Raw genomic sequence first — 14,724 nt, forward strand, 5'->3', positions numbered from 1 at the left:
CCTCACGCCACTTACGAATACGGAATTCAGATGGACGACAATACTTCCGATCTCTTTGCCAGCCCCGACGCGCCGGAGAGCGACGCGCTGACGCTCGGCAACTACGCGGAGCAGGCGTATCTCAGCTACGCGGTCAGCGTCGTGAAGAGCCGCGCGCTGCCCGACGTGTGCGACGGCCAGAAGCCGGTGCAGCGCCGGATTCTCTACGCCATGAACGAAATGGGCCTTGGCCCCGACGCGAAGCCGGTGAAGTCGGCGCGCGTGGTCGGCGACGTGCTCGGTAAATACCATCCGCACGGCGATCAGTCGGCGTACGACGCGCTCGTGCGTCTCGCGCAGGATTTCTCGTTGCGCTATCCGCTGATCGACGGGCAGGGCAACTTCGGCTCGCGCGACGGCGACGGCGCGGCGGCGATGCGTTACACGGAAGCGCGCCTCACGCCGATCGCGAAGCTGCTGCTCGACGAGATCGACCAGGGCACGGTCGACTTCATGCCGAACTACGACGGCTCGTTCGAGGAGCCGAAGACGCTGCCGAGCCGCATGCCGTTCGTGCTGCTGAACGGCGCGTCGGGCATCGCGGTCGGCCTCGCCACCGAAATCCCGTCGCACAACCTGCGCGAAGTGGCGGCCGCGGCGGTCGCGCTGATCCGCAATCCGAAGCTCACGCACGCGGAGCTGATGAACCTGATTCCCGGTCCGGATTTCCCCGGCGGCGGTCAGATCATCTCGAGCGACACCGAAATCTCGGCGGCGTACGAAACGGGCCGCGGCAGCCTGAAGGTGCGGGCGAAGTGGAAGATCGAGGATCTCGCGCGCGGCCAGTGGCAGCTCGTCGTGACCGAGCTGCCGCCGAACACGTCGGGCCAGAAGGTGCTTGAGGAAATCGAGGAGCTGACCAACCCGAAGCTCAAGCTCGGCAAGAAGACGCTGACGCCCGAGCAGCTCAACACGAAGAAGGCGATGCTCGACCTGCTCGACGCGGTGCGCGACGAGTCGGGCAAGGAAGCGGCGGTGCGGCTCGTGTTCGAGCCGAAGTCGCGCACGATCGACCAGACGGAATTCGTGAACACGCTGCTCGCGTACACGAGCCTCGAATCGAACGCGACGCTGAACCTGGTGATGATCGGCGCCGACGGCCGGCCGGGCCAGAAGGGCCTGCTGACGATCCTCGACGAATGGGTGAAGTTCCGCCAGCTGACGATGACGCGTCGTTGCCGCCATCGTCTCGCGAAGGTCGACGACCGCATCCACATCCTCGAAGGGCGGATGATCGTCTTCCTGAACATCGACGAGGTGATCCGCATCATCCGCGAGTCGGACGAGCCGAAGGCCGCGCTGATGAGCGCGTTCGGGCTCAGCGAGCGGCAGGCCGAGGACATCCTCGAAATCCGCCTGCGCCAGCTCGCGCGGCTCGAGAAGATCAAGATCGAGAAGGAGCTCGAAGCGCTGCGCGACGAGAAGGCGAAGCTCGAGGAACTGCTCGCGAACGAAAGCGCGATGAAGCGGCTGATGATCAAGGAGATCGAGGCCGACGCGAAGCAGTACGGCGACGATCGCCGCACGCTGATCCAGCAGGAAAAGCGCGCGACGTTCGAGGCGAAGGTGGTCGACGAGCCGGTCACGGTCGTCGTATCGCAGAAGGGCTGGGTGCGTGCGCTGAAGGGCCACGGGCTCGACCCGGCCGGCTTCACGTTCAAGGCCGGCGATCACCTGTACGCGGCCTTCCAGTGCCGCACGCCGGATCGGCTGATCGCGTGGGGCAGCAGCGGCCGCGTGTATTCGGTCGACGTGTCGGTGCTGCCGGGCGGGCGCGGTGACGGCGTGCCGGTCACGTCGCTGATCGAGCTCGAGTCGGGCTCGCACCTGATGCACTACTACGCGGCGCCGGCCGACCAGCAACTGCTGCTCGCGTCGAGCAATGGCTTCGGCTTCCTCGCGAAGGTCGGCGACATGGTGAGCCGCGTGAAGGCCGGCAAGTCGTTCATGACCATCGACGCGGGCGCGGTGCCGCTCGCGCCGATGCCGGTGCTGCCGAACGCGACGCAGGTCGCGTGCCTGTCGAGCGGCGGTCGCTTGCTCGTGTTCGGGATGGACGAGATGAAGACGTTGTCCGGCGGCGGGCGCGGCGTGATCCTGATGGCGCTCGACGACAAGGAAACGCTCGTGCAGGCGCTGGCGATCGATCCGGCGGGCGTCGTGCTGATCGGCACCGGCCGCGGCGGCAAGGCGCAGGACGACACGCTGTCGTACGCCGGGCTCGCGCCGCACATCGGCAAGCGTGCACGCAAGGGCCGCGCGCCGGAGACGAAGCTCAAGGTCGTCAACGAGCTGCGTCCGCTGCTCGGCTGACGCCGCGCGCGGTCGCCCGGTTCAGCTGCGATCGAAGGCCGCACGTCCGCTTCGGCGGGCGTGCGGCTTTTTCTTTTCGGCGCGGGGATGCGGGTAAGCAAGCGTGGCGTTGTCACGCGGAACTTGCAAAATAATGTGAAATCGCGCCGAGGGCCTGAACCGCGACGCGGCTAGCGGGTCGAACGTCGCTTGATGCCGCGTGCGACGCGGCCGTTCGTTGCACCTCACTCATCACAGGATCGTCCTCATGTCCCACGCCGTTGCCGTCGCGCTGTTTCTTCACCTGCTGGCCGTCGCCGTGTGGGTGGGCGGGATGGTCTTCGCCAACTTCTGCCTGCGCCCGGCGCTGTCCGACCTGTCGCCGCAGCTCCGGTTGCCGCTGATCGAAGGCGTGTTCGGCCGCTTCTTCAACTGGGTGTCGGGGGCCGTGATCGTGATCCTGCTGTCCGGCGGGTTCCTGTTGACGAGCTTCGGCGGGGCGCACGCGACGTGGTCGCTGCATGCGATGGCCGGGCTCGGCGTCGTGATGATGCTGATCTTCGGGCACATCCGCTTCGCGCTGTTCCCGCGCATTCGCCGTGCGGTGCAGGCGCAGAACTGGCCCGACGGCGCGCGCGCGGTGAACGCGGTGCGCCTGCTCGTCGTCGTGAACCTCGTGCTCGGCGTCGTCACGATCGGCGCGGCCGTGCTGTCGCGCGGCTTCTGAGCAGCCGGCGCCCGCCGCGGCCGCAGGCCGCTGGCCTGGCCGCACGCGCCGCTACGCGGCCAGCATCGCGTCGAGCAGCCACGAACCGGCCGGCCCGAGCGGCCGGTTGCGCGACCAGACCGCGTCCACCCGCACGCGGCGCGGCCAGCCGCGCGAGCGTAGCTCGCACAGGCGGTCGCGCGCGAAGTGCTCGACCATCCAGCGCGGCAGTTCCGCCCAACCGAACCCCAGTACGGCCATCTCCAGCAGCATCAGGTAGCTCGGCGCCAGCCAGTGCTGCGTGCCGACGACGATCCGGTCGTCGGTGCCGCGGCCTTCCGCCTTCACGTACGTATTGAGGCGCAGTTCGCGCACGTCGCGCAGCGCCGCGTGCGGCACCTCGGCGTCGCCGTATTCGGCGAGCGCGTGCGTGCGGCCCACGAACAGCCCGATCTCCGATTCCTCCGCCACCGTCGCCGCGCCGATATCGGCCGGGTAAGCCGCGCGCGCGGCCATCAGCCCGAGTTGCGCGCGGCCCTGCTGGATCAGGTCGAGCACGTCGTCGTGCTCGGCGATCTGGCATTCGAGCTCGAGGGCCGGAAAGCGCCGCTCGAGCGCCATCAACGTCTCTTCGTAGCGCTTCGACTGGTACGTATCGGACACGACGAGCGTGAGCCGCGCTTCCTCGCCGTGCGCGAGCCGCGCGGCCGTGCGGTCGATCGCCGCGCTGGCTTCGAGCGCGCGCTGCACCTGCGGCAACAGGGCGCGCCCGGCGTCGGTGAGCGTCGGCGTGCGCGTCGAGCGATCGAACAACTGCACGCCGAGATCGATCTCGAGGTTCGCGATCGCCTCCGATACGGTCGACTGACGCTTGCCGAGCTTGCGTGCGGCGGCCGTAAACGAGCCGAGCAGCGCCGCTTCGGCGAAGGCGAGCAGGGCTTCCGGGGCGTGGTGCATGCAGTGCTCCTGGCATCGATATATCGGTGAAACCGATGATATCAAACTGGATTCGCCCGGTATCGCCGATCAAAATGGCCACCATGGATCAGGTCATGCCTTGGAGGACTCATGAAACAGACGAATAAAACGGTGACGGAACGCCTGCTGCACGCGCTGACGTTCGAACTGGTGGCGATCGCCTTGTGCGCGCCGATCGGCGCGTGGCTGCTCGACATGCCGGTGTCGCACGTCGGTGTGCTGACGGTGATGGTGTCGCTGATCGCGATGGCGTGGAACATGACCTTCAACGCGCTGTTCGACTGCTTCGAGCGGCGGGCCGGGTTGTCGCGCACGCTCGGCATGCGGATCGCGCACGCGGTGACGTTCGAGCTCGGCCTCGTCGCGATGGTGGTGCCGGTTGCCGCGTGGTGGCTGAACGTGAGCCTCGTCGAGGCGCTGCTGCTCGACCTCGGCATCGTGCTGTTCTTCCTGCCTTACACGTTCTGCTTCAACCTCGCCTACGACGCGCTGCGCGCGCGCTGGATGGCGCGCCGGGTCGCGGTGCAGGCCGGTTGACGGCGCCGGGCACGCCGGGCGTCCGCGGGTTGGAGGCCGCCGCCGGTCAGTGCGCGGCGGCCCACAGCCACACGCTGCACGCGACGGCGACCGTGCCGTACACGGCATAGACGGGCACCTTGAAGCGCGTGAAGCACAGCGTCGCGAAGGCGCCCGTCAGCCAGTAGACCGGGTCGGCGGGCTCGCGATGCAGGATCTTCACGACGGCGACCACGAGAAAGCCCGTCGTCGCCGCGCGCAGCAGGCGCATCCCGTGCTCGAAGCGCGAATGGCGCTTGAGCCGGAACAGGTGGTTGTGCGCGAACACGACGAGGCATCCCGACGGGATGAACAGCGCGGCAGTGGCGAGCAGCGCGCCGACCCAGCCGTCGGTCAGGTAGCCGAGAAACGGCACCACGTTCAGCAACGGCCCCGGCGCGACCGGCGACAGCGCGAACGCCAGCGTGAAGTCGTGATCGGAGATGCCCGTTGCCGGCGAGACGAACAGCGTCTTGAGCACCGGCAGCGCGGAGAAGCCGCCGCCGAACAGCGTCATGCCGGCGCCCGCGAGGCGCGGCCACAGCAGCTCCGCCTGGTAATCGCCGGGCAGCGGCACCGCGAACAGCAGGACGAGCACGCCGAGCAGCACGAGCAGGCCGCGGTCGCGCTTCGACAGCGTGAAATCGACCGCGTCGCGTTGCGGCGGCCCCGTCAGCCAGCCCGCTGCAAACGCGGCGAACAGAATCCCGACGAAAGCGGCCGGACTATGCGCGAAAGCGAGCAGAATCGTCGACAGCGCGGCGATCGATTGTTCGAGCCGCGTGCGCGCGAGCGAGCGCAACTGCTTGACCCACGTCACGCCGATCAACGCCGCGAGCACCATCCCGAAGTGATTGATCAGCATCGGCGCGGCGAGCGAGCGCACAAGCGGCGTCTGATAGAAGATCGCGAACAGCGTCATCAGGATCGAGAACGGCAGCACGCTCGCAATACCGGCGACCCATGCGCCGGCGCGGCCGTGCAGCGTTTGGCCGACCTGCACGGCGACGTTGCAGCCGACGGGGCCCGGGACGAGCCACGCGAGCGCGACGAGATCGCCGAAGACGTGCGGCTCGATCCGCTGCAGCCGCTCGACGTAATGGCGTTCGAGTTGCGCCATCATCGAAAGCCCGCCCCACGAGACGGCCGAAATGCCGGCGACGACCTTGAACAAGGCCCAGAGGGATGCCGGTGCCTCTTCGACACGAGCGGGCGCTTCGACTTCGACGGTTGTCATGATTGTGTAGTTGGCGCGGGGCCGGATCTCTCGCGTATGGCCATGCCGGCGGCCAGCCGACACGTAGGCCCTCCCAATTGTCCGCCGCGCATCATGACACTGCCATGCGCGAAAACGCTAGTTAATGAACTCGACGATCGGATCGGAAAACGCAACAATTGCGAGGACGCGCCGCGCGTGCCTCGGCGGCGGTAGCGGCGCGGCGCTCAGGCGCCCGTGCTGCCGGTCGCGCGATGCGCGACGACGTTCGGATGATCGCCGCGCACGCCGAAGCGTGCGATCAGCGCGGGAATCGCATCGGCTGGCACCGGGCGCGAGAACAGGAAGCCCTGCGCCTCGATTTCGCCGAGCGTGGACAGCCACGTGATCTGCTCCTCGGTCTCCGTGCCCTCGACGACGACGGTCAGCCCGAGCGAGCGCGCGAGATGCACGATCGACGACACCATCACGCACACGCTGCGATCGGTCGGAATCGCCTGCACGAACGAGCGGTCGACCTTCAGCGTGTCGACGGAGAAGCGATGCAGGTACGACAGCGACGAATAGCCGGTGCCGAAATCGTCGAGCGCGATCCGGATGCCGAGCTTCTTCAGCGCGACGATCTTCTCGGATACGAGTTCCGGATATTCCATCATCGCGGTTTCGGTGATCTCGATCTCGAGCCGGTTCGCGTCGATGCCGGTGTCCTGCAGCGCCTGCGAGATCGTCTCGATCAGGTCGCCGCGCCAGAACTGCACCGGCGAGATGTTGACCGCGAGCGTCAGCGTGTCGTGGCCCTCGTCGCGCCAGCGCGCGATCTGCTCGCACGCGGTGCGGATCACGAAGTCGCCGATCGGCACGATCAGGCCGGTCGATTCGGCGATCGAGATGAACTCGTTCGCGGAGATGACGCCGTGTTCCGGATGATCCCAGCGCGCGAGCGCCTCGAAGCCGGTGATGTAGCGGTGCGTGAGGTCGATCTTCGGCTGGTACGCGAGGAACAGTTGCCCTTCGGCGAGCGCCACGCGCAACTGCTGTTCCCAGCGCATCAGGTGGTCGGCGCGGTGCGACAGGTGCGGCGCATAGAACTGGTAGCAGTTCTTGCCGGCGTCCTTCGCGCTGTACATCGCGAGGTCGGCCTTTTTCAGCAGGTCGATCTCGCTTTCGTTCGCGACGGTGTGCAGCGCGATGCCGATGCTCGCATGCAGCACGAACGAACTGCCGCGTACGTCGAACGGCTCGCTGAACATCCGGATGATCGCTTCCGCGAGCCGCACCGCACGCCGCTCGACGTCGTCGCCCTTCATCACGACGACGAATTCGTCGCCGCCGATGCGGGCGAGCGAGCCTTCGTCGTCGACCGCATCGGCCAGGCGCGACGCGGTCATCTGCAGCACGATGTCGCCGGCGTTGTGGCCGAGCGTGTCGTTGACGGTCTTGAAGTTGTCGAGATCGATGAACAGCAGGCCGAGCCGCGACAGGCTCGCGGGCATCGACACGTCGTTGCGCAGCCCGCGCAGCGTCGCATAGCGGTTCGCGAGGCCGGTGAGCAGGTCGTATTCGGCGAGCTGCGTCATTTCGCGCTCGCGGCCGAGCAGCTTGCCGATCAGGCCCGTCGCGACGCCGAAGAACGCGAGCATCGCGAGCGTGATGAAGCTCGTCATCAGCAGGTAGACGTTGCGCGTGTGGTAGTAGTCCGCGAACTCTTCCGTCTGCGACAGCCCGACCATCACCGCGAGCGGGTAGCCGTCGAGGTGGCGGTACGACACGATGCGCGTCACGCCGTCGATCGGATCGATGATCGTGCCCGTCACGCGTTCCGCGATCGGGTAGACGCCCGACGCCGAAAACGCGCCTGGCGCGTTGCTCACCGAACCCGTGCGCCGCGCGAGCACCGCGCCCGTGTCGGACACGACCGCGATCACGCCTTCCTTGCCGATGGCCGCGTTGTTGTAGAAATCGTTCGTGAAGTAGCTCGGGTCTTCCGACACCACGACGATGCCCGCGAAGCTGCCGTCGGGGTTGTTCAGGCGCCGCGTCATCTGCAGCGTCCAGTGGCTCGACACGCGGCCGAGCACGGGCTTGCTGATGAAGAGGCGGTCGTCGTTGTGCGCGAGATGGACCTTGAAGTGCTCGCGATCGGACAGGTTGATCGGCTGCGGATGGAGTTCGGCGGTGTTCGCGAACAGGATGCCCTTCGCGTTGACGAGCGATACCTGGATCAGCGTGTCGCTCGGCACGACGCCTTTTTCGACGGCGCTCGCGAGATTGAAGCGCGCCGGCGATTTCTCGAATTCGAACTTGACGAAGCGGGTGATCTGGTCGACCTGGTGGATCGCCTTGACCGTATGCTGCTCGAGCGCGGACGACAGGATCGCAGCGGAGGCCGCCGCTTCCTTGTAGGCACTGTCCTTTTCGACGGACAGGCGCGCGATGATCACGGCCCACAGCAGCGCGAGCGCCAGCATCCCGAGCAGCGGGATGGCGAACAGCGCACGCCGGCGCGATTTGCGCGGTGCGCGCAGCGGCCGGTTCGGCGGCGTGTGGTTGGACCGGGCGGAGCTCATCGAAGAGGGCGGCGTCCTGCTCGCGTGCGCCATCCGTCTGGATGGCCGGCTATGGTTCGGATTGTCCCGACGTCTGTTCGTTCGCGGGACGCGCAACCATGGACAGACCTCCGAAACAACGGATTAGGCCCGATATTACTGGCTGGAACGTTTTTGCGATAGTTGGGCAAAGCGTAGGGCGCCGGACGAGCCGGCGCCATCGCACATCGCGAAATGTCAGGCGGGCGACCGGAACGTGCCGTCGACGACCGTGACGACATGGCCGCCGATCCAGGTCGTGCCGTCTTCGTCGTAGCTGACGAAGATGCGGCCGTCGCGACCGATCGCCGTACCCTGGCGGGCCGTGTACGACGGGCCGGGGCGGCGTTCCTGCCGCGTCAGCAGCCCGGCCAGCGCGGCGTTCGCGCTCCCGGTGACGGGATCCTCGCCGGGGGTGCCGAACTGGCCGCCCGTCATCAGGCAGCGGATCTCGAACGTCGCGGGGCCGCCTTCGGCGTGCGGCGCGTACGCCGCCACGCCGTGTACGCCGTAGCGGTGGGTAAGCGCCGCGAGCGCGGCCGGATCGGGCGACAGGCCGATGCACGCGTCGGCCGACTTCAGCCGCACGACCAGCCACGGCGCGCCGTTGTCCACCGCGCACGGCTCGGCGTCCAGGTCGAGCGCGTCGCTGTGCAGCGCGGCGGCCAGTGCCGGGTAGTCCGAACGGTCGAGCGGCGTGACGCGTGCCGGCGGCGCGGCGAACGCCCAGCCGCCGGCCTGCTCGCGCAGCGCGACCCGGCCGACCCCGCATTGCTGGATCAGCCGGCCCGGCGTGCGCGGCCGCGCACCGCTTTCCAGGAACGCGTGCGCGGTGCCGAGCGTCGGGTGGCCGGCGAACGGCAGTTCGCCGCCCGTCGTGAAGATCCGCACGCGATAGTCGGCTTGCGGATCGGTCGGCGTGCAGAGGAACGTCGTTTCCGACAGGTTCGTCCAGCGGGCGATCTCGAGCATGGCGTCGTCGCCGAGCGCATCGGCGTCGAACACCACGGCAAGCGGATTGCCCTTGAACGGCACCGACGTGAACACGTCGACCTGCTTGAAGCGAACGAGACGGGCAGGCATCGCGATGCGCCCGTTACGCGACTTCGGCGATCAGTTCGATCTCGACGCACGCGCCGAGCGGGATCTGCGCGACGCCGAACGCCGAGCGCGCATGCTTGCCCGCATCGCCGAACACTTCGGCGATCAGCTCCGACGCGCCATTCGTCACGATGTGCTGTTCGGTGAAGTCGAGCGTCGAGTTGACGAGGCTCATCAGCTTGACGATGCGCGTGACCTTGTTCAGGTCGCCGGTGTGCGCGTGCAGCGTCGCGAGCAGGTCGATCGCGATCGAGCGGGCGGCCGCCTTGCCGTCTTCCGTTTGCAGATCCGCACCGAGCTTGCCGGCCCAGACCTTGCCGTCCTTCTTCGCGATATGGCCCGACAGGTAGACCGTGTTACCGCTTTGCGCGCTCATCACGTAGGCGGCGGCCGGTGCGCCGGCGGTCGGGAGCTCGATGCCGAGCGACTTCAGTTTGTCGTAGACGTTAGCCATGCGTTCGATTCCTCGTAGAGAGTCGTGACAGGGAAAAGGGGATCAGAGGCGCTCGCGCAGCAGCTTGCCGAGGCGCGCGACGCCTTCCTCGATCTTCTCGGGCGGCACCGTCACGAACGACAGGCGCAGCGTGTTCTGCTGCGCGTTCTCCGCGAAGAACGGCGCGCCCGGCACGAAGGCGACGTGGTTGTCGACGGCCGCGGCGAGCAGCTTCATGCTGTCGATCTGCGCGGGCAGGTTCACCCAGATGAACATCCCGCCTTCCGGGCGGTTCCACGTGACGCCTTCCGGCATGTGGCGCGCGAGCGTGCCGAGCATCGCGTCGCACTGCGCGCTGTACAGCGCGCGGATCGTCGGGATGTGCTCGTCGAGGAAGCCGTCCTTGATCACTTCGTGCGCGATGCGCTGCGTGAGCGTCGGCGTGTGCAGGTCGGTGGCCTGCTTGGCCTGCACGAGCTTGAAGTGGAGCTCTTCGGGCGCAATGATGTAGCCGATCCGCAGGCCCGGCGCGAGCACCTTCGAGAACGTGCCGAGGTGCACGACGTGATCGGGCGCCATCGACAGCATCGTCGGCAGCGGCTCGCCCTGATAGTTCAGCGCGCCGTACGGATCGTCCTCCAGTACCGGGAACGGGCTCGACTGCGCGAACGCGGCGAGCGCGCGACGGCGCTCGACGGGCAGGCGGCGGCCGGTCGGGTTCTGGAAGTTCGGCTGCGCGTACAGCAGCCGCGCGCCTTGCGTGAGTTCGGGCGTGAGACCTTCCGGCAGCAGGCCCTGCTCGTCGGTGGGCACCTGCACGTAGCGCGGCTCGTACAGCGAGAACGACTGCAGCGCGCCGAGGTAGGTCGGCGTTTCGACGAGGATCGGGCTGCCCGGGTCGACCAGCGCCTTGCCGAGCAGGTCGAGCGCCTGCTGCGAGCCGGTCGTGATCAGCACCTGCGACACGCGCACGCTGTAGCGTGCGGCGATCCACTCGCGCAGCGGCAGGTAGCCTTCGGTCGCGCTGTACTGGAGCGCGGCGGCCGGCGCGTCGCGCAGCACGCGGTCGGCGGCGGCGCGCATGCGTTCCGCCGGGAACGTCGCGGGGGCGGGCAGGCCGCCGGCGAACGAGATGACCTCGGGGCGCTCCGTGACCTTCAGGATTTCGCGGATCGCCGAGCTCGTCAGCTTGCGGGCGCGTTCGGAAAGCAGCCAGTGCGGCGGATGCAGGTCGCTCGGATTCATAGTCTCCTCGTTCGGGTATCGTGGTCAGTCAAGAAAGGTCGCTCGGGCGGATCGTTTCGACGCTGCCGGGTGGGCGAACGCGAGCGCGATCGAGCCTTCGCGGCTGGGTGGGCAACACCGATCAGGCAAAGCAGCCATTATGGCGTACCTGTTCAGCCGGCGCGAGCGGGATGCGGCGCCGTGGCGACCGCCGAGCGGCGCCCGAGCACCACGGTCGCGATCACGGCGGCGGCGAACAGCCACGTCGACGACGTGACCGTTTCGCCGAACAGCAGTGCGGAAAACGCGATCGTGAAGAAAATCTGCAGCAGTTGCACCTGGCCGACGCGCGCGGTGCCGCCCATCGCGAGCCCCGCGTACCACGCGAAAAAGCCGATGAACTGCGAAAAAAGGGTCACGTAGCCGAACGCGAGCCACGTGCGCAGCGCGAGCGGGCCCGGATGCGCGGCGTGTTGCATCCACGCGAGCCAGCCGACCGGCAGCACGAGGAACGGCGCCGACACGACGAGCGCCCAGCAGATCACCTGCCAGCCGCCGATCTGGCGCGCGAGGCGCGCGCCTTCCGCATAGCCGAGCGCGCCGATGCCGACCGCGACGAGCATCAGCGCGTCGCCGGCCTGCACGGCGCCGCCGCCGTCGCGCAGCGCGAACGCGATCACGAGCGCGCTGCCGGCCACCGCGCTGGCCCAGAACGCCCTGGACGGCCGTTCGTGCGACAGCCATGCCGCGTACAGCGCGACGAACAACGGCTGCAACCCGTTGACCACCGCGCCGTGCGACGCCGGCACCGATTTCATCGCCCAGGCCGAGAACACCGGATACGCGACGATCACGCCGGCCGACGTGATCGCGAGGCTTTTCAGTTGCGCGCGCGTCGGCAGCGGCTCGCGGCGCCACCACAGCAGCAGGCCGGCCGGCACGGCGGCGGCGAGCGCGCGGCCGAGCCCATTGAGCAGCGGATTGAGTTCGGATACGACGATCCGCGTCATCGGCAGCGTCAGGCTGAAAATCATCACGCCGATGAGGCCGAGCAGCATGCCCCGGGTTTCGCGCGAATTCATGTCGTGGGTGTCTCCGTCTTGCAGGGTGATGACGATCGGGCGGGCGTTCAGCGCAGCGTGCGCGGGCCCTGCGGCGTGTCGAATTCGGCGACGAGCGCCGGCGGGCCGTCGGTCGATTCGATGTCGAGCAGGTGAGCGGCGCCGAGCCAGTCGAGCTGCGCGCGGATCGCATCCGCGCGCGGGTGGGCGCCCTTGAGCGCTTTCAGCGCGATGCCGTCGCCGGGCAGCGATTCGGACGGGTGGCGCGGGCTGTCCCACTGGATCAGCGACGGCACGAGGCCGTCGCCTGCGCCTTGCCAGGCGGGGAAGCTGCCGTCGTCGGGCACCGTGAGGCCCCAGCTCAGGTCGCCGCGCCGCATCGCCACGACGGGCGCGATACGGGCCGGATACTGGCGCTGCCACAGCGCAAGCTGGCGCGGGCGGTCGACGCGCGCGACCCAGTGTGCGAGAAACGGACCCTGCGCGAGCCGCGCGTGGAGCGCCGGATCGTCGAGGGCGAACAGCCGCGCGCGCGGCGGCTTCGCGTCGTCGTCCGGCGCGAGCGCGTCGGGGTCGATCGCGATCACTTCGAGGTAGAGCCCGCCCCATGCGCCGAACAGCGCATTGTGGGTCCGCATCAGCGGGTGGCGGCCGCCGCCGGCCGGTTCGATGCCGAGTGCGTCGGCGACGTGGCGCACGCCTTCGTCGAGGGTGCGCGCGGCAATCACGAGGTGGTCGAGTGTCAGGGAGCGAGCTGGCATGAGCGTCGGGCGGGAAGCGAAAGTGTCATGGTAAGCGGGCGAGGCGCCGGGCGGGGGCCGGACCGGCCGGTGCCTGGCCGCGATGCGGGCCGGCAGGCGCGGCGCCACGTGCGGCGGGGCCGAACCGGCGGCCGCACGATCGCCATTCCGGTCAACTGTAATCGTCGCTACCGGCACAGTAACGGTACAATCGGCGCGATAGCCTTCGGTACAGTTGGAGTCGCCGCCCATGTCCACCGTCCCCCTCGCCCAGATTCCCGCGCCGCACGACACGGCCACGCTCACGCTCGTCGACCAGTTGGTCCAGTGGGCGCGGCGGCGCATCGACGAACGCGTGTTCCGTCCCGGCATGCGCATGCCGTCGATCCGCAAGCTCGCGCTCGACAAGAGCGTGTCGCGCTTCACCGTCGTCGAGGCCTACGAGCGCCTCGTCGCGCAGGGCTACCTCGACTCGCGGCGCGGCTCCGGCTTCTACGTGCGCGAGCGCACGGGCGCCGGCCCGCAGCCGGCCGACGGCGCCGCGCGCGTGGCCGAGGCCGCGCCCGTGCACAACACGATCGACGTCGTCTGGCTGCTGCGCAACATGCTGCACACCGTCAGCCCGGAGAAGGGCCCGGGCCTCGGCTACCTGCCGGGCCGCTGGCTCGACGGCGAGCTGATCACCGGCGCGCTGCGCGCGCTCGGGCGCCAGTCGGGCGCGCAGATGCTCGGCTTCGGCACCGCGCAGGGCTTCCTGCCGCTGCGGCAGCAACTGCAGACGCGCCTCGCCGAAGTCGAGATCGGCGCGAAGCCCGAGCAGATCGTGCTGGTTTCCGGCATCACGCAGGCAATCGACCTGATTGCGCGGATCTACGTGCGGCCGGGCGATGCGGTGATCGTCGGCGACCCCGCGTGGTTCCAGATGTTCGGCCGTTTCGCGGCGCAGGGCGCGCAACTCGTCGGGATGCCGTATACGCCCGACGGCCCCGACCTCGACGCGCTCGAAACCCTGGTGCAGATGTGGCGGCCGAAGATGCTCGTGATCAACTCGGTGCTGCAGAACCCGACCGGCACGTCGCTGTCGGCCGCGCAGGCGTTCCGGATTCTGAAGCTCGCGGAGGCCTACGACTTCCTCGTCGTCGAGGACAACGTGTATGGCGACCTGTGCCCGCCGAGCTATCCGGCCACGCGCCTCGCGAGCCTCGACCAGTTGAAGCGGGTGATCTACCTCGGCAGCTACTCGAAGACGCTCGCGGCGAACTTGCGGGTCGGGTACGTGGCCTGCGCGCCGGAGATCGCGAAGGCGGTCACCGACCAGAAGATGCTGGTCGGGATGACGACGCCCGAGCTCAACGAGCGCGTGCTGTACAAGATCCTGACCGAAGGGCATTACCGGCGCCATGTCGAGCGGCTGCGCGCGCGGCTCGACGGCGTGCGCGACAAGACCGCCCGGATGCTCGAGCGCACGGGGCTCGGGCTCTTCACGATGCCGGCGGCCGGGATGTTCCTGTGGGCCGACACGGGCGTCGATTCGGACGCGCTCGCGGCGGTCGCGCACGAGGCCGGCTTCCTGCTGACGCCGGGCAGCCTGTTCTCGCCGCAGCAGTCGCCGTCCACGTGGATGCGCTTCAACGTCGCGAACTGCGGCGACCCGGCGCTGCCGGGGCTGCTGGCGCGCTATATCGATTCGGCGGTGCGGCGCGCGTCGTGACGCGGCGGGCCGGCTCTTGAAATGCCGCGCACCGTCCCCAGATACGCGCGCAAACCGCCGGCGCCCGGCGGTCGTCCTTCGTG

The 14,724-nt window shown here is 68.6% G+C and carries 12 protein-coding genes; 4 read left to right on the forward strand and 8 right to left on the reverse strand.

What is annotated here, in order from left to right:
- The first annotated feature begins 30 nt into the window (after positions 1-30).
- Positions 31-2,352, forward strand: a complete 2,322-nt coding sequence (gene parC / locus WS95_RS18740; RefSeq protein ID WP_034208056.1) for a DNA topoisomerase IV subunit A — start codon at positions 31-33, stop codon at positions 2,350-2,352.
- A 247-nt stretch (positions 2,353-2,599) separates the two neighbouring features.
- Positions 2,600-3,058, forward strand: a complete 459-nt coding sequence (locus WS95_RS18745; RefSeq protein WP_059499163.1) for a CopD family protein — start codon at positions 2,600-2,602, stop codon at positions 3,056-3,058.
- Between the two features lie 51 nt (positions 3,059-3,109).
- On the opposite strand, the gene WS95_RS18750 is transcribed toward WS95_RS18745, so the two are convergent.
- Positions 3,110-3,994, reverse strand: coding sequence for a LysR family transcriptional regulator (locus tag WS95_RS18750; protein WP_034208054.1), 885 nt, complete (start codon positions 3,992-3,994; stop codon positions 3,110-3,112).
- A gap of 111 nt (positions 3,995-4,105) precedes the next feature.
- Here WS95_RS18750 and WS95_RS18755 point away from each other — a divergent pair, with 111 nt between their 5' ends.
- Complete coding sequence (locus WS95_RS18755; protein WP_059825008.1) at positions 4,106-4,552, forward strand: multidrug/biocide efflux PACE transporter; 447 nt, start codon at positions 4,106-4,108, stop codon at positions 4,550-4,552.
- Positions 4,553-4,598: 46 nt separating this feature from the next.
- Here WS95_RS18755 and WS95_RS18760 read toward each other — a convergent pair whose 3' ends face one another.
- From WS95_RS18760 to WS95_RS18790, 7 genes are all read right to left on the reverse strand, one after another.
- A complete protein-coding gene (locus WS95_RS18760) occupies positions 4,599-5,807 on the reverse strand; it encodes a chromate transporter (protein WP_059781243.1) in 1,209 nt (402 codons plus the stop codon).
- Between the two features lie 206 nt (positions 5,808-6,013).
- A complete protein-coding gene (locus WS95_RS18765; protein WP_034208052.1) occupies positions 6,014-8,353 on the reverse strand; it encodes a bifunctional diguanylate cyclase/phosphodiesterase in 2,340 nt (779 codons plus the stop codon).
- A 216-nt stretch (positions 8,354-8,569) separates the two neighbouring features.
- Complete coding sequence (locus WS95_RS18770; RefSeq protein WP_059825009.1) at positions 8,570-9,454, reverse strand: PhzF family phenazine biosynthesis protein; 885 nt, start codon at positions 9,452-9,454, stop codon at positions 8,570-8,572.
- A 13-nt stretch (positions 9,455-9,467) separates the two neighbouring features.
- The gene (locus WS95_RS18775) at positions 9,468-9,926 is read right to left on the reverse strand and encodes a RidA family protein (protein ID WP_034208050.1); all 459 of its coding nucleotides are present in this window, start codon (positions 9,924-9,926) and stop codon (positions 9,468-9,470) included.
- Between the two features lie 42 nt (positions 9,927-9,968).
- Positions 9,969-11,150 carry an aminotransferase-like domain-containing protein gene (locus tag WS95_RS18780; protein WP_059825011.1) on the reverse strand — a complete coding sequence of 394 codons (1,182 nt, stop codon included), beginning with the start codon at positions 11,148-11,150 and terminating at the stop codon, positions 9,969-9,971.
- A 152-nt stretch (positions 11,151-11,302) separates the two neighbouring features.
- Entirely contained in the window at positions 11,303-12,211 is a 909-nt protein-coding gene (locus WS95_RS18785) for a DMT family transporter (protein ID WP_034208048.1), read from the reverse strand.
- Between the two features lie 47 nt (positions 12,212-12,258).
- Complete coding sequence (locus WS95_RS18790) at positions 12,259-12,951, reverse strand: VOC family protein (protein ID WP_059825013.1); 693 nt, start codon at positions 12,949-12,951, stop codon at positions 12,259-12,261.
- A 229-nt stretch (positions 12,952-13,180) separates the two neighbouring features.
- Between WS95_RS18790 and WS95_RS18795 the strand changes: the two genes are divergently transcribed.
- The gene (locus tag WS95_RS18795) at positions 13,181-14,641 is read left to right on the forward strand and encodes an aminotransferase-like domain-containing protein (protein ID WP_059825015.1); all 1,461 of its coding nucleotides are present in this window, start codon (positions 13,181-13,183) and stop codon (positions 14,639-14,641) included.
- The last annotated feature ends 83 nt before the right edge of the window (positions 14,642-14,724 follow it).

The sequence above is a fragment of the Burkholderia sp. MSMB1826 genome (genome assembly GCF_001526325.1).
In the GTDB taxonomy this organism is placed as follows: Bacteria; Pseudomonadota; Gammaproteobacteria; order Burkholderiales; family Burkholderiaceae; genus Burkholderia.